The sequence below is a fragment of the Kitasatospora sp. NPDC001683 genome, from assembly GCF_053596495.1.
Map to the genome: position 1 here is coordinate 49,339 of NZ_JBSFGK010000017.1, position 16,602 is coordinate 65,940.

Sequence of the window (16,602 nt, forward strand, 5' to 3'; positions counted from 1 at the left end):
CCCAGCGCGTGGTCCCGTGCGTCATCCGCACGCGATCACACCACACCGCGGAGGCCCATCATGTCCGCCCACACCGCCCCGTCCCGCCCGCCGCGCCTCGCACCCTTCCTCGCCGCGTACGACAAGCTGCTCGCCCGCTGGCCCGTCCCGGTCGAACCGCTCACCGTCCGCACCGCCCACGGCACCACCCGGATCAACGCCTGCGGCCCCGCCGACGGACACCCCCTGGTCCTGCTCCACGGCGGCGGCGCCACCTCCACGATGTGGTACGCCAACGTCGGCGCCTGGGCCGGGGCCGGTCACCGCGTCCTCGCCATCGACCTCATCGGCGACCCCGGGCGCAGCGTTCACGACGGCACCCCACTCGGCGACGTCCCCGGACTGCTCGGCTGGCTCGACGCCGTGCTCGACCAACTGGGCGTCCCCGCCGCCGACTTCTGCGGCCACTCGTACGGCGCCTGGATCGCCCTCGAATACGCCCTGCACGCCCCCGCCCGGGTCAGCCGCCTCGCCCTGCTCGACCCCACCCTGTGCTTCGCCGGCTACCGCCCCGGCTACCTCCTGCGCGTCCTCCCCCTCTTCCTCCCCCGCCGCACCCCGGCCCGAGCCCGCTCCTACCTCGACTGGGATGCCACCGACGGCCCCTGCACCGACCCCGACTGGCGCGAGCTCTACGCCCTCGGCTACGCCGACTTCCCCGCCTCCCCCGTCATCACCGGCCCCCGCCCCACCCCCACCCGCCTCGGCACCCTCACCACCCCCCTCCTCGCCCTCTACGCCGAACACTCCCGCGCCCACGACCCCCACCGCACCGCCGTCGCCACCCACCAGGCCGTCCCCCACGCCACCGTGACCACAGTGCCCGGCGCCTCCCACCACAACCTCCCCATGACAGCCGCACCGGAGGTCAACCACCAGGTCCTCAACTTCCTCACTCCAGGCCGCACCTGACCGCCACCCACCGCCCAGGAAGTCGACCCCGCCCGACTTCCCATGCAAAGCCCCCTCACCAGCCGTGCCTCACAATCACTCCTGTGATCAGTTCGATCAGGGTTGGCGTCGCCGCAGGGCAGCGGCGCGAGATGCGGCATTGGCTGCTGGTGGTCTTCGAGCCGATGGGCAGCCTGTACGAAGTGCCCGCGGGCGAGCACCTGACGGTCCGCTTCACCGCACGATCCGGTGACGGTGGCGCGGTCGACCACCGGGCGGGTACACCTCGGTCTGCGCTGGGCCTTCCGGCACGATGGCCGCGTGAACCGCGGCGGGCGCGGAGATCGACCTGATCACGGGCGTCCCGAAGCCACATCACCAGCGGCGAGACGACGCCCCCGCCCACTGATCGCCTACGGCCCTGACCGCCCCCAGCGCAACTCGCCTGGGCCACGAGGTCCAGTCTGCGCCGCTGTTCGAGCATCGTGGAAGTGGGCGTCGTGAAAGTGGGCGTCGAGGGGAGCGTCGCAGGTGAGTGCGGCTCATGTGATGGCGTCGGCCTCGGTGTTCGCGATTCCGGTGCTCAAGTCGGCCTGGATGCTGAGTGGCGGGGACGCCGCGCGGGATGCGTAGTCGGCGATGGGGCCGATCAGCCGGCTCGATGTCGCCATCGGGATGTTCCTTGCGGAGCGGGCGCTGGCGACCGTGCCGGCCGCAGTCACCGCGCAGGTCACGTTCGCGATGTCGGCCGCCCGGGGTGGGGTGGAGCGGGCGGCGATCGTGCCAGGGGGGTGTTCGGGGGGATGGAGTGATCCGGCCGCCTGGTGGCGAAGCTGAGGGCGTCCGACAGAATGCCGGGATGACCGAGCTGCACACACTGACCTGGCAGTACGTCGTGGGATTGGTCGAGCCCGCGGACCTGCCGATGGCCGCCGCGCACCTGCTCGCCGCCGGCCTGGACTCCTCCGCGCTGCGCGACCTGGCCGGGCGCTCCCGGGGTGACAGCACCGACGAGGTGTTCCGCGAGGCGTTGCACCAGCTCGGCACCACCCTGCCCGACGAGCGCACCGCCGACCTCTGCCTGCTCCACGACCTGGCGGGCCGCCTGGCGGCCGGGGAGATCACGGCCGGCGAGGTGGCAGGCGAGGTCTGGTACCGCTGCCTGTCGGGGGACACCGAGGCCGAGCGCGAGTTCCTCGAGACCGTCGGCCCCGAGTACTGGGTCGAGAGCCTCGCGTACGGGCCGCCCGAGGGGTACCAGGCGTGGAAGGACGCCGTCCGCTCGGCCGCAGAGCGGCTGTGCCGCGCCGAGGCGCCGCTCCGGTAGTCCACCGCTCCGGCAGCCCACGGACCGTCCTGCCGCACGGCGACCGGAACCCGACGTACATGCAAGTCTCTTGTTGCAAAGGACACTTGGCGCTTGCGCACGGTCGCCCCGCAGCCCTCCCACTCCCATCCGGGCGGACGGCCGGCCGGCGCCGGCAGGGATTCCGACCACCGGCTTCCACAGCTGGGCGGGCAGCGAGGTGCCGGCGCCCGATCCGGCGGCGGGCTCCGAGCCGACCAGCCGCGAGCCCGCCGACGCGCGGTGCGCGGACTTCTTCGACGGCGACCGGCGGATGGCCGAGTTCCACGGCGGTGAGGGCTGGTCGCTGTGGGCCACCGGTACCCCGCTGAATCCGGCAGTACCCGCCTCGGGGTGGTCATGCCCGCACGACCACCCCGAGCTGTACCGGCTGTACCGCCCGTACCGCCCGTACCGACGTGCAGAACGCCGTCGGTCGATCGTCAGTAGATCAGGTAACCCGGGCGGTGCCCCTCGTCCTCGATCTCCCCGGTGGCCTGGGCCCGCAGCTTGCGGGACAGTTCCTCCAGGGCCCTGGAGGCCGCGACCTCCTCGCCGATCCTGGCGAGCGGACGGTCCTCCGCACTCTTCTCGGCCTCGCCGTGCGCGCTCAGGCCCGGCGCCCTCGCGCCCGTCAACCTGGCGTCGCACACCGTGTGCACGCCGTCTTCGTCGAAGCTCAGCTCCACGTCCCACTGGTTGTGCATGCCACACCTCCTGGCGCCGGCCCCCGTCGCACCGGTCCGGGCCGACCCGGGCGGTGGGCCCGTGGTGGCCGCTCACACCAGCGTGCGCCCGCCTCGCCCGTGGCGGCAAGCGCGGCAGTTGCCGCGGTGGCCGGCGCGGTACCGCCGCGTCCGATCCGCCCGGACCGGTGCGACGGCGGTACGCTGACGGAAGCGCGCCGCGACCGCCGACCCTCCCCCGGACCCGCCGGCGCGGCGCGGGGCAGCGACAACCTGGTGGTCCCTCCGTGGCGGTCTTCCTCCTCGCTCTGAGCGCGGCCTGCTGTCTGGGACTCGGTTTCGTCCTCCAGCAGCACGCGGCGCAACGGGCCCCTCGTGCCGACATGCTGCACTGGCGCCTGCTGCTGGACCTGATGCGGATGCCCGAGTGGCTGCTCGGCACCGGGTTCATGGTCAGCGGTCTGCTCCTCTCCGCGCTCGCCCTCAACCAGGGCGAGGTGTCGCTGGTCGAGCCACTGCTGGCGACCAACCTGCTGTTCGCCATGGCGCTCTCCCGGGTGCTGACCCGTCAGACCCTCGGCCGCTCGGGCTGGGCGGGGGTGCTGCTGCTCGGCCTCGGGGTGACGGCGTTCATCGTGGCGGGGCAGCCGACCGGTGGCGGTCCACCCGCCGGGGAGCTCCGCCACTGGCTGGTGGTCGGCACCGTGGTCGGGCTGACCCTGCTACTGGTCACGCTCGCCCGGCGGCTGCCGCTGTTCGAGGAGGCCACCCTGCTGGCACTCGCCGCGGGACTGCTCTACGGCCTGCAGGACGCCCTGACCCGCACCACCACCCAGCGCCTCGACCACAGCGGGCTGGCGGTGGTGCTGCGCACCTGGCAGCCGTACGCGGTGGTGGCGGCCGGCGTGGTCGGGCTGCTGCTGGTGCAGAGCGCCTTCGAAGCCGCCCCGCTGCGGATGTCCCTGCCGGCGCTGACCGCCGCCCAGCCGCTGTCCGGGATCGCCTGCGCAGTCGGCTTCCTCGGTGACCGGCTGCGGGTCACCCCGGGCGCGCTGGCCTGGGAGGCCGCCGGGCTGGTGGCGATCGTGATCGGGGTGATCGTGATCGGACGGCATCCGGCGATGCCCGGCAGCGTCCGGGACACCCTGGAGAGCATCGGGGTGCCGCCGGAGGACGAGCCGGCCATCGGTGACGGCAGCCGGGACCGGGTCGGCGACGGCAACGGCAACGGCAACGGCAACGGCAACGGCAACGGCAGGAAACACCCCGCGCCCGACCAGGTCAGTGGCGGTGACGCGCGCGATGACACCAACACCAACACCGACACCGACGCGAACGCGAAGGGCGAGTAGGCGAACCGATGCGCTGGAGCGCCCAGGCGGACGCCGTGGTCGGCGGGGCGGTCGCGGGCGTCGGCGTGGCCTGCCTGGTGCGCGCCCGGCGGTCCGGGTGGCCGCAGCCCTTCTCGCTCGCCGCGCTCCCGCTGATGCTGAGCGTGCACCAACTCGTCGAGGCACTGGTCTGGCTCGGTACGGACGGTGAGCTGCCCCCGCCCCTCGCCGAGGCGGCCCGCACCGCCTGGGCGGTGATCGCCCTGCCGCTGCTGCCCGTCCTGGTCCCCGCCGGGGTGTGGCAGGCGGCCTGCGAGCCCGGGCACCCGGTCGGCCCGCACCGCCGCCGGTGGGCTCGTCCAGCTGACTGTGCTGGGCGCAGTGATCGCGATCCCGCTCGCGGCCGCCGTCGTCTCCCACCCGGTGACGGCCACCCGGCACGGCCACACCCTCGGCTACGCCATCGGCATCCCGCACCCGGCCTTCCTACTCGCCGGCTATCTCCTCACCACGGTCGGCTCCCTCCTCCTCAGCGGCGACCGTCTGCTCCGCCGCCTCGGCCTGGTCACCGGAACGGGCGCCGTCCTCTGCGCCCTGCTCTGGCGATTCGCTTTCATGTCCACCTGGTGCGCCCTCGCGGCCTTGGCCAGCCTCCTGCTCCTCCACTGGTCGGGGCGCCCGCCACCAACCGTCGATGAACCGGTGGCGATCACCTCATCCGCGCGTGTCCGCCCGGCGACTCGCGCCTGCGCTGCCGACTTGCCCTCGCTCCCGCCTCCCTGCCGCTCGATGCCCGACCGCTACGGCCGTGCCGCCTCCACCACGACTGCCGTCACCTGCTCATCGGCCTCGGCACCCCCGTGCCCGCGCGTTCGGTCCATCTCCCGCCATTCCGGCCGCAGGCCGGTCAGCGTGGTGGTGGCGAAGTACAGGACGCCGGCCGTGAGCAGCCCGGGTATCAGGCCGACCAGAGCAACGGCCGCACCCGCGAGGAGCCCGCCGAGGGGGATGCCGGCCCAGGCCAGGGAGTCGCTGAGGGCGTGGACGCGGCCGAGGAGGTGGCGGGGAACCCGTTCGAAGAGGACCGCGCCGAGGATCGGGTTGAGGAACCCGGAGCCGAAACCGCCCACCGCGAAGACCGTGACCACCACCCACACCGGCGCGTCCAGCGCGAGCACCAGGTAGCGCGGCGCCCCGGCGAGCAGGAAGCCGACGAAGAAGACCGTACGGCGGGGCAACCGGTGGGCGAGCGCCGCCGCGATCAGGCTGCCGGCCACCGCCGTGACCCCCAGGACGCTGCCGATCAGCCCGATCACGGCCGGCCCGTTGCCGGACTCCCGGGCCCAGACCGGGACCAGGACGGTCGTGAACCCGGCGTCTAGCAGGTTGGTGACGCCGACCATGACGGTCACGGTGAGCAGCAGCGGCTCCGCCCGGAGGAAGCCGAAACCCTCCCGGAACATCCGCCAGTAGCCGCCGCCACGCTGCTCGGGCTCGTCCTGGACCACGACCGGGCCCGGAACCGCCGCCGGGCCCGGAACCGACGAGCGCCCCATGCCCGGTGGCAGCGCCAGGGCGACGATCAGCGACCCGAGCGCGAAGGTGACTGCGTTGATCGCCAGCCCGGCCAGTGGCCCCACCAGCGCGACCAGCCCGCCGCCGACGGCCGGTCCGATCGTGGAGGCCAGCCGTTCGGTGACACCCGAGAGCCCGGTGGCCCGTTCCATCGGTACCCGGGCGTGGTCGGCCGCCTCCGGGACCATGACCGACTTGGCCAGGTCACCCGGCCCGCGCATCGCACCGATCACCGCGACCATCGCCAACAGCGTCCAGAACGGCAGTAGCCCCCGGGCGTGCAGCAGTGGGACCAGCCCGGCCGCGACGGCGCTCACCGCGTCCGTCGTCCAGGACACCACGCGCGGCCCGAGCCGGTCGACCAGCGGCCCGGTCAGCGCCTTGACCAGCACGTACGGCGTCATCTCGGCGAAGGCGACCAGACCGGTCAGGGTGGCGCTGCCAGTGGTGGCCAGCACGAACCAGGGCAGTGCGATGGCCGAGATCCGGGTCCCGGTCAGGGAGACCGCCGTGGCGGCGAGCACCCCGACCAGCGGCCGCAGACTGCGCACCGGCGAATCGGTGACGGTGGCGGTCATTCGGCTCCCCCCTCCCCCGAGCCGGACAGACCCTGCGCGTCGGGCAACACGTGGACCACCACGGAGACCTGCTCACTGCCCTCCGGCACCGGCCCGGCGGCGCCGACCGGGCGGTAGCGCCGGAGGACCGCCGTCAGCTCGGCGGTCAGCTGCTCGGCCTCGCCCGGCGTGAGCTGCAGCAGCATGTCGCTGAAGTCGACCGCCTTGCGCCACTCCCTGGGCATCGTCTCGAAGGCGTCGAGCACGCGCTGCCCGGTCAGGGTGTGGCCGGCCAGCACGGCCCTCAGGAAGCCGACGGCCGTCTCGGGCTCCTCGTCCGCCATGTCCTCCCCCGTCCAGACCGTCACGCGGTGCGCCGAACGCCACCAGCGCTCCCGGGCGTTGCCGCGCTCCGCGTCCTCCTCTACGAAGCCCGCGGCGGCGAGCTGGCGCAGGTGGTAGCTGGTGGCTCCGGAGTTGAGCCCCAGCTGCTCGGCGAGCCTCGTCGCTGTGGACGGGCCATGCCTTCGCAGCAGCCCGACCAGTTGCATCCGCACGGGGTGGGCCATCGCTTTCATGCCCTTGGCAGTGAGGACGACGTGCGGGTCGTCACTGTGCATCCAGCCACGGTCTTCGGTCATGCCAGAAGTCTAGGACCGCAAAGAATCCTTCGCAAAGAGTTTTTTGCGAAGACTTCTCTGTGGTCATCGCCCGCCGGCAGACCGGGCACTCCTCAACGCCCGAACGACTCCGGCCGGGGCTCCCGAGCAGGCCCCCGGCGGGACGCGCCCCGCCGGTCGGCGGACCGCCCACCCGCCGCTCGGCGGGGGCCGGGGCCCACTTCGCGTCCCGGAGCCGGATTGTCACCCGGGCGGAGGAGGCGCAGGCTGGCAGGAGGGCCCGGGAAGCGGCCCGCCCCGGTCGGCCGCGGATCCGATGACGGCCGCCGGTCAGGCACGAGGGGCAGGGCAATGGCACGCGGGAAGCTCTGGGGCTACGTCGCTTCGGGGGCCCGGGCGCTCGGCGCGCTCGGCGGCGCGGGCGGCGGGGTCGGTGGCGGCGGTGCCGGACGCAAGGACGGCGCGGGCGCGTCGAACGGCCTCGGGCCGTACCCGCCGATCGCGATGGCGGGGCCCAGGACGCTGTCCCGGACGGAGCTCGACCAACTGCGCTGGACCGGCCGGCAGGCCGGGTGCGAGCCGCAGGCGCGGCACGTCCAAGTCTCCGAGGTGGTGCGCCGGGTGGTGCGCGGCGGCGGCCGGGCGGCGGCCGTCACGGTCCGGCTGGCGCCCGGGCTGCCGGTGGTGGCGGGGGACGCCCGACGGATGGAGGCCGCGGTGGCCGGGCTGGTCGACCACGCGATCCGGCGCAGCCCGCTGGGCGGCCGAGTGCTGGTCCGCGCGGACGTCGGGCGTGCCGGCCCGGCGGCGCCCCGGACCGCGGCCGGGCGGGGCACGTCCGCGCGCGGCCGGGAGCGGGTGGAGATACGGATCTCCGATCGCGGAGCGTACGAGCCACCGCAGACCCGCGAGTGGCTGCTGGCAGGAGTGCGGGCCACCGGACCGGTCGGCCCGGCGCTGCACAGCCTGGTGCTGGCCGCGGGCGGACGGCTCGCGGTCGAGCCGACGCCCGGCGGCGGCCTGACCGTCGTGCTGCTGCTGGCGGTCGCCTACGACTAGTAGGTCGCCCACGGCGAGCGACCCGCACGGCGGCGACCCGCACGGCCGCGACCGCGCGGCGAACGACGGCCACCGAACCTAGACTTGCCCCATGCCCCGGCTCAACGACCAGGTCAGGGAGCTGCTCCAGGAGTACGCCGACCTGATCAACATCACCGGCGGGGACGCCTTCCGGGCCCGCGCCTACGAGAAGGCCGCCCGAGCGGTCGGCGGCTACCCCGAGGACCTGGCCGATCTGGACCTCAAGGGACTGCAGCAGATCCCCGGCGTCGGCAAGTCCACGGCGGCGAAGATCGCCGAGTACCTCGCCACCGGACGGATCCCCGCGCTGGAGTCCCTGCGGGCCAGGATCCCGTCCGGCGTACGGGAGATGATGGCCGTTCCCAGCGTCGGCCCCAAGCGCGCCCTCGCCCTCTACCGCGACCTCGGCATCGCGTCCGTGGACGAACTCGCCGGGGCGATCCGCGCCGACAGGCTGTCCGGCGTGGCCGGCCTCGGCGAGCGCAGCGGCGAGAAGATCCTGCACGGCATCGAGCTGATGCGGCAGTCCGGCGGACGGACCCTGCTCGACGTCGCCACCGAGCTGGCCGAGCAACTGGTCGCGGCGCTCTCCGCCGTCCCCGGCTGCACCCGCTGCGCGTACGCGGGCTCGCTGCGCCGGATGCGCGAGACGGTGGGCGACATCGACGTGCTGGCGACCGCCGACGACTCCGCTCCGCTGATGGCCGCGCTCACCGAACTCCCTTACGTGGCCGAGGTGATCGGCAGCGGGCCGACCAAGACCTCGGTCCGCACCACCCAGGGGATCCAGGTGGACCTGCGGGTCGTCCCCGAGGAGGACTGGGGCGCCGCGCTGGTCTACTTCACCGGGTCGAAGGCGCACAACATCAAGCTCCGCACGATGGCGGTGCGGGCCGGACTGAAGCTGTCCGAGTACGGCCTGTTCGAGGTCGACGGCACCGCCAAGAAGGCCGCGAAGGGCACGAAGGCCGCGAAAGAAGCGAAGAGCGCGGCGGGCACGACGGGCACGACGGGAGCGAAGAAGGACGGCGGAGCAGACGCCCGGACGGAGGGCGTCAAGGTGGTGTCCGAGACCGAGGACGAGGTGTACGCCGCCCTCGGCCTGCCCTGGATCCCGCCGACGCTGCGCGAGGACCGCGGCGAGATCGAGGCCGCGCTGAACGGTGAACTCCCGGACCTCATCGAGGAGTCGGACCTGCGCGGCGACCTGCACACCCACACCGACCTGACCGACGGCCTGGCCACCCTCACCGAGATGATCGACACGGCCGCTGCCCGCGGCTACTCCTACTACGCCGTCACCGACCACGCACCGGACCTGGTGATGCAGCGGATGACCGCCGAGAAGATGCTCGCCCAGCGCGAGGAGCTGCGCGGACTCGCGGACCGCCACAGGAAGCTGCGCCTGCTGCACGGCACCGAGCTGAACATCGGCCCGGACGGCGGTGTGGACTGGCCGCCCGAGTTCCTGGCCGGCTTCGACGTCTGCGTGGCCTCCGTGCACTCGCACTTCAACCTCGACCGGGCCGCTCAGACCCGGCGGTTGATCCGCGCCTGCGAGAACCCGTACGTCCACATCATCGGCCACCTCACCACCCGACGGATCGGCCTGCGCGGGCCGATCGACGTCGACCTGGACGCGGTGTTCGAGGCCGCCGCCCGCACCGGCACCGCGATCGAGATCAACAGCTCCCCGCAGCGGCTCGACCTGCGCGACGAGGACATCCTGCGGGCCAAGCGCCACGGCGTGCGCTTCTCGATCGACAGCGACGCGCACGCCACCGGCCACCTCGCCTACCCGCGCTTCGGCATCGGTACGGCGCAGCGCGGCTGGCTCACCACCGAGGACGTGATCAACGCCTGGACGTGGCAGAAGCTGAAGCGCTTCCTCCGTAAGGACGCACTACAGATCTAGCACTACAGAAGCAGTACTACGGACGTAGTACTACGTCCGTAGTACGCCCGCTAGCACCCGCCGAGCGAAGCCCCCGGCGAGCCCAGCACCCGGGCCGCGCTGCGGTGCCCGAGCCCGGCCGCCAGCCGCAGCTCCCCGGTGTCCAGGAACCCCGCCAGGAAGCCCGCCGCGAAGGCGTCCCCGGCCCCGGTGAGGTCGCGCACCTCGGCGACCGGCGGCACCGGTACGGTGAACAGCCCCTCGTCCGGCACGTCGACGGTGGTCGCCTCGGCACCCGACTTGGTGACCACCGTGGTGGCCGCCAGCCGGGCGCGCTCCGGCCCCGGCAGGCCGTCCACCAGCAGCCCCAGGAAGGCGGACTCGGAGCGGTTGGCGAACACGAAGGTGGGCGCCAACTCGGCCAGCAAGGCGAGAAACCGCTCCCGTCCGAACTGCTCCAGCATGCCGGTGGAGGAGGCGTCCACCGAGGTGCTGCCGCCCGCCAGCCGGACCCGGGCGAGCGCGTCGACCGCCGTCCGGCCGACCGGCTCGCCGTCGAAGGAGTAGCCGGGCACGTGCAGGTGGGTCAGGCCGGTCAGCCATTCGTCCGGGACGCGTTCCAGGAGCTTGGCGGCACCTCGGTCGGGCAGCATGGTGCGCTCGCCGTCCTGGTCGATCAGCACCACGATGCTGCCGGTCTGACCGTGCCGCTGCACCCGTACGTCCACGCCGTGGCCGCCGAGTTCGGCGACGATGCCGTCCCCGACGGCGTCCGCGCCGACGCAGCCGAGGAAGCGGACCGGGCACTGCCCGGCGGCGAAACGGGCGACGTTCGCCGCGCTGCCGCCGCGCCGCCGGAACACCTGGGCACCGGAATCGGTGCCGTGGCGCAGCGGGCCGTCGACCCAGACCACGATGTCCTCGACGAGGTCGCCGAGCACCCCGAGCACGGCTCAGGCTCCGGTGGACGCGGCGGCGGACCCACCGGCCCGGGCGGCCAGCGCGGTGGCGATCTCGCCGCCGAGGCGGACGTTGCCGCGGTAGACCTCAACGTTGACCTCCAGGCTGCGCCCGCCGGTGTCGCGCTGGATGTGGTCGAGCAGGAAGGGGGTGGAGGCGTTGCCGGTGATGCCCCGGCGCTCGGCCTCGGCACGGGCGCGGGCCAGGATGCCGTCCAGCTCCTGCGGCGGCAGCTGCTTGGCCGGGTCGACCGGGTTGGCGATCAGGACGGCCTGCGGCAGGTCGAGCCGGTCGCGGGCGTCGATGACCCTGGCGGCCTCCTCGGGCGACTGGACGGCGAAGTTGATCTCGTGGCCGGAGTCGGTGACGTAGAAGCCGGGGTACTTGGTGGTGCGGTAGCCGATGACCGGGATGTTGAGGGTCTCGAAGCGCTCCAGGGTGGCCCGGATGTCGAGGATGGACTTCACGCCGGCGCTGATCACGGTGACCGGGGTGGCGGCCAGGGTGGTCATGTCGGCGGACTCGTCGAAGCTCTCCGAGGCGCCGAAGTGGACGCCGCCGAGGCCGCCGGTGGAGAAGACCCGCACGCCCGCGCGGTGGGCGAGGAAGGCGGTGGCGGCGACGGTGGTGCCGCCGTGGCGGCCGAGCGCGGCGACCACGGGCAGGTCGCGCAGGCTGACCTTGTCCAGGCCGTCGGTGGCGGCCAGTTCGGTGATCTGCTCGGTGCTCAGACCGACCGTGGGGACGCCCGCGTGCACGCCGATGGTCGCCGGGACGACGCCCGCCTCGCGCAGCTGCTGCTCGGCCTCCAGCGCGACGGCCAGGTTGCGGGGCCGCGGCAGGCCGTGGGTGAAGATCGTCGACTCCAGGGCGACCACCGGACGACCGTCGGCGACGGCCCGCGCGACCTCCTCGGAGATCCGGATGGCGGGAGCGCCGGTACCGGCGATACCGGCGGTGCTGACAGTGCTGGCAGTGCTGGCAGTGCTGGCGGACAGTCCGGTCATGATGCGAGCTCCCTGTGAGATGCCACTGCGACGGGGCAACGTGACGATCAGCGTAGGGACGGTTCGGATCGGAAACCAGAATGAGTCCTGGGGTTTCTGATAGGTGATCACCTATCGGTTCGCACTAGGATGATCGGCATGGGCTTCACCTTGCGTCAGCTGGAGGTCTTCCTCACCGTCGCCGAGACGCTGCACTTCGGCCGGGCCGCCGAACGGCTGCACATCTCGCAGCCGACGGTCAGCCAGGAGGTCGCCCGGCTGGAGCGGACCGTCGGCGTCGAGCTGTTCGACCGCAGCCGCCGCTCGGTCGCGCTGACCGAGGCCGGCGAGGTGATGGCGGCCGAGAGCGCGCGCCTGCTCGAGCAGGCGGGGGCACTGCTGACCCGGGTCCGGCTGCACGAGGAGTCCCGGCTGGGGACGGCCCGGATCGTCGCCTCGCCGAGCGTGGTGAACCGGCTGCTGCCCGCCGTGGTCAGCCGCGCCGAGCAGGAGCTGCCCGCGCTCGACACCGCCGAACTCGCCGTCGACACCGGGCAGGTCTCCGCGACACTGGCCGGCGAGCTCGCCGACATCGGCCTCGGCCGCTTCCTGGAGGACGTACCCGGCTACCGGCTGGAACGGATCGCCGACGAGCCGGTCCGGGTCGCCCTCGGCCGGGACCACCCGCTGGCCCGGCGGGCGAGCCTGCGGCTGACCGAACTGCGCGACCTGCCACTGCTGTTGTGGCCGCGCGAGCAGCACCCCCGGTACTACGACCACGTGCTCGGTTTGTGTGCGGAGCACGGTGTCGACCCGCCCGTGCTGGTCAGCCCGCCGCGGATCGTCGGCTCCCGGCTCTACCTGCTCGCCCGCAACCGCGCCTTCTCGCTGGTGCCCGGCTCGATGACCGGCCACCTCACCGAGGACGTGGCCACCGTACGGCTGGAGGGGCGGGCCACCCTGCCGCTGGAGATGCAGTGGCGCACGGACGACCGCCGGCCGCCGCTGGCGACGCTGCGCAACCTGATCCGTCAGGAGGCGGCGGCGCTGGAGGAGTGGTAGGGCACCACGGGACCCCGCAGGACCCGAGCGAGCCACAGTTCCCGCCGGAACCACCGGAGTTGTGAAAGCCGCCGCCCTCCGGCAGCGACCCTTGACGCTCACATGCCACCGCCGGAAGGATGCCCGGATCACCCACCCGACCCGTCGCGCGCCGACGGGCCGCCCGACCCCGGGGATCCACCTTGGCCCTGCGCTCCCTGCTCCGCCGAACCGAGTCCCGAACGCCCCTGCTCCGCCGCGCCGCCGGACTGATCGGCGCCGCCGCCCTCACCCTGGCCGGCACCCTCACCGCCGCCGCGCCCGCCCACGCCGACTTCGGCAGCGGCTACCACGACCCGATCACCGCCACCAAGCCGCTCACCCGCCCCGACACCCGCTCCTGCACCGTCGACGTGATGCACGACCGCGAGTTCCGCAACGGCTACGGCAACCCGCCCGACACCCCGTACACCGCCACCCTCACCCCGCCCGCCGACTGCGCCGGCCCCTGGTCCGCCGTGGTCCTGGACCTCCACGGGCAGGTCGCCGGACGGCAGTTCGACCGGATCTTCAGCGTCCGCATCGGCGGCGTCCAGGTGCTGCTGTCCTCCACCCCGGAACCGTCCAGGGACGGCATCCGGTGGAACGTCGAGCGCGATCTCACCCGCTACGCCCCGCTGTTCACCGCCGGACCGCTGCCGTTCTCCTTCGACCTCGCCAACGTCACCGACGCCACCTACACCGGCGTCTACAAGATCTCGGCGAGCCTGACCTTCTACACCGCGAACGACCGCTGGCCGACCGCCCACGGCGCCGACCAGGTCCTCACCACCGGCCCGTTCGCCCTCACCCAGGCCGCCCCGGCCACCGCGAAGGACCTCACCTTCCCGCAGAACCTGGAGCGCCTGACCGCCGAGGTCTACGCCCGCGGCGGCGGCGCCTGCGAGGAGTTCGCGTACGCCTCCGCACCGGACGCCTTCGTCGCCGCCAACCCGTCGATCGGCGCCTGCGGCAAGGGCCCGTTCCGCGAGCTGCGGCTCACCGTGGACGGCCGGGTGGTCGGCGCGGTCTGGCCGTACCCGGTGATCTACACCGGGGGTTGGGACCCGCTGCTGTGGCGGCCGATACCGGGCGTCTTCGCCTTCGACCTGCCCGCCTACCGGGTCGACCTCACCCCGTACGTCGGCCTGCTGCTCGACGGGCGCCCGCACAGCGTCGGCATCACGATCAACGCGACCGAGGCGCAGAGCAACGACGTCTGGACCGGCCAGGTCAACCTCTTCGCCGAGGTCGACCACGGCACCGCCCGCACCTCCGGGCAGCTCACCGACTACCGGGTCGCCCCCGAGGCGACCGTCGGCACCGAGCTCACCGACCACGGCGGCGGCAGCGGCGACTGGGCCGTCACCGCCGCCCGGCACGACCTCGCCCGCGGCTGGGTGCAGACCTCGCACGGCCGGATCACCACCGAGGTCCGCGACGACCTCGCGTTCAGCTCCGCCCAGCGACTGCGCGACAGCGGCAACGACGTGACGCTGCACAACGGCACCGACCTCACCCGCACCACCGCCACCTGGGGCGGCGGACCGCACCGCACCACCACCGTGCACGAGGGCGAACCGCTGGATGTCACCTACAGGGTGACCCACGACGCGGCCGGGAACACCGACCAGAACACCGCGATGGACCTCGGCTACCACCGTGAGGCCACCACGGCGACCGGCGGCCACGTCACCGAGCGCACCACGATCGACCACACCCTGCGACCGACCGCCCAGCGCCACGACGGCGACCGCACCGTCCGTACCGGTACCAGCACCGAGGACTACCGCAGCACCGGGCCGGACGGGCCGTACCACCGGACGCTGAGCTTCGTGGACGGGTGGCCGAAGCCGTGAGGGCTGAGGCCGGACCCACCGACCCCGGTCCGGCCCCGACTTGCGAAAATTGCCCGAATTCGGCCCGTTCACCCCTGGTGCACACGTCGTAGGAGGCGCATGATGGGAAATGGACCTGCGAGGTAGCTGAAGGAAGTTCGACCGCAGGAGGCAGTGGCGACAGATCGAGACGGATCAGGGTCTGCCGCTGGAACTACCTCGGTCGACGATCGAACTACCGGCCGGAGGACGCAATGTCCGGAGGCCACCCCCGCCTCGCAGGTTCCGCGCGTCCACGGAGCATCCCCTCGGCTCCGTGGACGCGCTCTTCCACGAACTGTCCCCGGCCGCCACGAAGCGCTACTGCGGCACCGGGTAGCCCATCTCCCAGGCGTGCACGGCGATCCCGACCCGGTTCGACACGCCCAGCTTGCGCTGGATGCTGGCCACGTGGGTCTTCACCGTCCCCGCGGAGATGAACAGTTCGGCAGCGATGTCGGCATTGGTCCGGCCCGCCGCGACGTGCCCGGCGATCTCCACCTCCCGCTCGGTCAGCGGCACCACCGGCACCGCCGGGCGCGCCGGCCGGCGCGGCGCGGTCACGTGCTTCAGCAGCCGCACCGTGACCGACGGACTGATCAGGCTCTCACCGTCCGCCGCCGCCCGCACCGCCTCGACCAGCAGCGACGGGCCGGAACGCTTCAGCAGGAACCCGGACGCGCCGTGCCGCAGCGCCGGATAGACGTACTCGTCCAGATCGAAGGTGGTCAGCACCACCACCCGCACCGAGCCGGACAGCCGTCTGGTCACCTCCAGCCCGTCCAACCTCGGCATCCGGATGTCCACCAGCGCGACGTCGGGCCGCAGTTCGGCCGCCAGCTCCAGTGCGGCCAGCCCGTCGACGGCCTCGCCCACCACCTCGATGTCCGGCTGCGCCTCGAGGATCCGCCGCACGCCGCGCCGCACGGCCTCCTGGTCGTCCGCGATCAACACCCGGATCACCCGCGGACACCCACCGTTCGCACTCGTCACGCCGGGCAGTCTCCCGCACCACCCGGCGCGCGGGAAAGTTCCCGCCGTCTGCGGCCCGCACGGCGGCCTCGTCCCGGTCGACCGCGTCACCCCCACCCGCCCGCGCGGCGCCCGCGGCACCGGCCGGGGCGCTGAGCCACGCCCGCGCCCGGTGGCGCCGACGCGCGCCCCCGGGGGCGCCCCTAGATGCGCGTCCACCCGCCATCGGCGAGGAGTCCGATGGGGCCCGCCACGAGCAGTGCGGCAGTCACCGTCCCCACCCAGCCGCGGTTCCGCCGGCCCGTGAGCAGCAGCATGACGCCGGACGGGAGGGCGAAGACGAACACCGGCAGCGGGATCAGGACGTACGGAATCGAGAACACGGCCTCGATCCCGAACTGCAGCCAGCCGACGGTCAGGCAGGCGCGTCGGAACACCGGCTCGCGCGGTACGGCCAGGGGCAGCACGGTCAGCCCGAAGAACCCGCCGACCAGCACCCAGTACCACCCGGTCTCCCCCCGTCCGGCAACGGCCCACGGCAGCCACGCGACACCGGCCAGCGCGACGAGCACCCGTCCGCTGGGCCTGACCGGGCCCCGCACGGGCTCGGCACGCGGTGCATCCGACCGCCTGACGGCCTCGGCCTCGACCGCATAGCCGGGCCGAGCCGGCAGTGACTCGCTCATCCGATTCCCCCCGAGCAGGATTT

The 16,602-nt window shown here is 73.4% G+C and carries 15 protein-coding genes and 3 pseudogenes; 10 read left to right on the plus strand and 8 right to left on the minus strand.

The window, feature by feature from the left end; translation table 11 throughout:
• Positions 1-60 precede the first annotated feature (60 nt).
• Both ACWCYO_RS12050 and ACWCYO_RS12055 read left to right on the plus strand, forming a co-directional pair.
• Positions 61-951: an alpha/beta fold hydrolase gene (locus ACWCYO_RS12050; RefSeq protein ID WP_449784166.1), complete on the plus strand. Its 891-nt coding sequence runs from the start codon at positions 61-63 to the stop codon at positions 949-951.
• Between the two features lie 83 nt (positions 952-1,034).
• The gene (locus ACWCYO_RS12055) at positions 1,035-1,283 is read left to right on the plus strand and encodes a hypothetical protein (RefSeq protein WP_449784167.1); all 249 of its coding nucleotides are present in this window, start codon (positions 1,035-1,037) and stop codon (positions 1,281-1,283) included.
• Positions 1,284-1,472: 189 nt separating this feature from the next.
• Here ACWCYO_RS12055 and ACWCYO_RS12060 read toward each other — a convergent pair whose 3' ends face one another.
• The gene (locus tag ACWCYO_RS12060) at positions 1,473-1,601 is read right to left on the minus strand and encodes a hypothetical protein (protein WP_449784168.1); all 129 of its coding nucleotides are present in this window, start codon (positions 1,599-1,601) and stop codon (positions 1,473-1,475) included.
• A gap of 188 nt (positions 1,602-1,789) precedes the next feature.
• On the opposite strand from ACWCYO_RS12060, the gene ACWCYO_RS12065 reads away from it, so the two are divergent.
• Entirely contained in the window at positions 1,790-2,257 is a 468-nt protein-coding gene (locus ACWCYO_RS12065; RefSeq protein WP_270141716.1) for a hypothetical protein, read from the plus strand.
• Positions 2,258-2,718: 461 nt separating this feature from the next.
• On the opposite strand, the gene ACWCYO_RS12070 is transcribed toward ACWCYO_RS12065, so the two are convergent.
• Complete coding sequence (locus tag ACWCYO_RS12070) at positions 2,719-2,982, minus strand: dsRBD fold-containing protein (RefSeq protein WP_188302898.1); 264 nt, start codon at positions 2,980-2,982, stop codon at positions 2,719-2,721.
• Positions 2,983-3,248: 266 nt separating this feature from the next.
• On the opposite strand from ACWCYO_RS12070, the pseudogene ACWCYO_RS12075 reads away from it, so the two are divergent.
• The 3 pseudogenes from ACWCYO_RS12075 to ACWCYO_RS12085 all read left to right on the plus strand — a co-directional run.
• Positions 3,249-4,088: pseudogene (locus ACWCYO_RS12075) on the plus strand (DMT family transporter); the annotation flags it as partial.
• Positions 4,089-4,321: 233 nt separating this feature from the next.
• A pseudogene (locus tag ACWCYO_RS12080) lies at positions 4,322-4,546 on the plus strand (DUF6629 family protein); the annotation flags it as partial.
• A 127-nt stretch (positions 4,547-4,673) separates the two neighbouring features.
• A pseudogene (locus tag ACWCYO_RS12085) lies at positions 4,674-4,916 on the plus strand (DUF6629 family protein); the annotation flags it as partial.
• A 176-nt stretch (positions 4,917-5,092) separates the two neighbouring features.
• On the opposite strand, the gene ACWCYO_RS12090 reads toward ACWCYO_RS12085, so the two are convergent.
• Together ACWCYO_RS12090 and ACWCYO_RS12095 are read right to left on the minus strand one after the other, a co-directional pair.
• Complete coding sequence (locus ACWCYO_RS12090) at positions 5,093-6,445, minus strand: MFS transporter (RefSeq protein ID WP_449784169.1); 1,353 nt, start codon at positions 6,443-6,445, stop codon at positions 5,093-5,095.
• Complete coding sequence (locus ACWCYO_RS12095) at positions 6,442-7,065, minus strand: ArsR/SmtB family transcription factor (protein ID WP_270141721.1); 624 nt, start codon at positions 7,063-7,065, stop codon at positions 6,442-6,444. Before ACWCYO_RS12095 ends, ACWCYO_RS12090 begins: the two co-directional genes overlap by 4 nt.
• Before the next feature lie 330 nt (positions 7,066-7,395).
• Between ACWCYO_RS12095 and ACWCYO_RS12100 the strand changes: the two genes are divergently transcribed.
• Together ACWCYO_RS12100 and ACWCYO_RS12105 are read left to right on the plus strand one after the other, a co-directional pair.
• Positions 7,396-8,103, plus strand: coding sequence for an ATP-binding protein (locus tag ACWCYO_RS12100; RefSeq protein WP_270141723.1), 708 nt, complete (start codon positions 7,396-7,398; stop codon positions 8,101-8,103).
• Between the two features lie 91 nt (positions 8,104-8,194).
• Complete coding sequence (locus ACWCYO_RS12105; protein WP_449784170.1) at positions 8,195-10,039, plus strand: helix-hairpin-helix domain-containing protein; 1,845 nt, start codon at positions 8,195-8,197, stop codon at positions 10,037-10,039.
• Between the two features lie 50 nt (positions 10,040-10,089).
• Here the strand turns inward: ACWCYO_RS12105 and ACWCYO_RS12110 are convergent, their stop codons facing one another.
• Positions 10,090-10,968, minus strand: a complete 879-nt coding sequence (locus ACWCYO_RS12110) for a carbohydrate kinase family protein (RefSeq protein WP_270141727.1) — start codon at positions 10,966-10,968, stop codon at positions 10,090-10,092.
• A 3-nt stretch (positions 10,969-10,971) separates the two neighbouring features.
• Entirely contained in the window at positions 10,972-11,985 is a 1,014-nt protein-coding gene (locus tag ACWCYO_RS12115; RefSeq protein WP_449784171.1) for a pseudouridine-5'-phosphate glycosidase, read from the minus strand.
• A 138-nt stretch (positions 11,986-12,123) separates the two neighbouring features.
• Between ACWCYO_RS12115 and ACWCYO_RS12120 the strand changes: the two genes are divergently transcribed.
• Together ACWCYO_RS12120 and ACWCYO_RS12125 are read left to right on the plus strand one after the other, a co-directional pair.
• Positions 12,124-13,026, plus strand: a complete 903-nt coding sequence (locus tag ACWCYO_RS12120; protein ID WP_449784172.1) for a LysR family transcriptional regulator — start codon at positions 12,124-12,126, stop codon at positions 13,024-13,026.
• 182 nt (positions 13,027-13,208) lie between these two features.
• Positions 13,209-14,903, plus strand: a complete 1,695-nt coding sequence (locus tag ACWCYO_RS12125) for a peptide-N4-asparagine amidase (RefSeq protein WP_449784173.1) — start codon at positions 13,209-13,211, stop codon at positions 14,901-14,903.
• Positions 14,904-15,242: 339 nt separating this feature from the next.
• Here ACWCYO_RS12125 and ACWCYO_RS12130 read toward each other — a convergent pair whose 3' ends face one another.
• Both ACWCYO_RS12130 and ACWCYO_RS12135 read right to left on the minus strand, forming a co-directional pair.
• Positions 15,243-15,914 carry a response regulator gene (locus ACWCYO_RS12130; protein WP_270141732.1) on the minus strand — a complete coding sequence of 224 codons (672 nt, stop codon included), beginning with the start codon at positions 15,912-15,914 and terminating at the stop codon, positions 15,243-15,245.
• Positions 15,915-16,096: 182 nt separating this feature from the next.
• Positions 16,097-16,579 (minus strand): hypothetical protein, encoded by a 483-nt coding sequence (locus tag ACWCYO_RS12135; RefSeq protein ID WP_449784174.1) that lies wholly within the window; start codon positions 16,577-16,579, stop codon positions 16,097-16,099.
• Positions 16,580-16,602: the final 23 nt, after the last annotated feature.

What these genes read in the sequence shown, in the direction of transcription:
- ACWCYO_RS12065 (WP_270141716.1), top strand. Translation starts at nt 1,790, where the DNA reads ATGACCGAGCTGCACACACTGACCTGGCAGTACGTCGTGGGATTGGTC.
- ACWCYO_RS12095 (WP_270141721.1), bottom strand. Translation starts at nt 7,065, where the DNA reads ATGACCGAAGACCGTGGCTGGATGCACAGTGACGACCCGCACGTCGTC.
- ACWCYO_RS12070 (WP_188302898.1), bottom strand. Translation starts at nt 2,982, where the DNA reads ATGCACAACCAGTGGGACGTGGAGCTGAGCTTCGACGAAGACGGCGTG.
- ACWCYO_RS12135 (WP_449784174.1), bottom strand. Translation starts at nt 16,579, where the DNA reads ATGAGCGAGTCACTGCCGGCTCGGCCCGGCTATGCGGTCGAGGCCGAG.
- ACWCYO_RS12105 (WP_449784170.1), top strand. Translation starts at nt 8,195, where the DNA reads ATGCCCCGGCTCAACGACCAGGTCAGGGAGCTGCTCCAGGAGTACGCC.
- ACWCYO_RS12050 (WP_449784166.1), top strand. Translation starts at nt 61, where the DNA reads ATGTCCGCCCACACCGCCCCGTCCCGCCCGCCGCGCCTCGCACCCTTC.
- ACWCYO_RS12115 (WP_449784171.1), bottom strand. Translation starts at nt 11,985, where the DNA reads ATGACCGGACTGTCCGCCAGCACTGCCAGCACTGCCAGCACTGTCAGC.
- ACWCYO_RS12120 (WP_449784172.1), top strand. Translation starts at nt 12,124, where the DNA reads ATGGGCTTCACCTTGCGTCAGCTGGAGGTCTTCCTCACCGTCGCCGAG.
- ACWCYO_RS12100 (WP_270141723.1), top strand. Translation starts at nt 7,396, where the DNA reads ATGGCACGCGGGAAGCTCTGGGGCTACGTCGCTTCGGGGGCCCGGGCG.
- ACWCYO_RS12060 (WP_449784168.1), bottom strand. Translation starts at nt 1,601, where the DNA reads ATGGCGACATCGAGCCGGCTGATCGGCCCCATCGCCGACTACGCATCC.
- ACWCYO_RS12090 (WP_449784169.1), bottom strand. Translation starts at nt 6,445, where the DNA reads ATGACCGCCACCGTCACCGATTCGCCGGTGCGCAGTCTGCGGCCGCTG.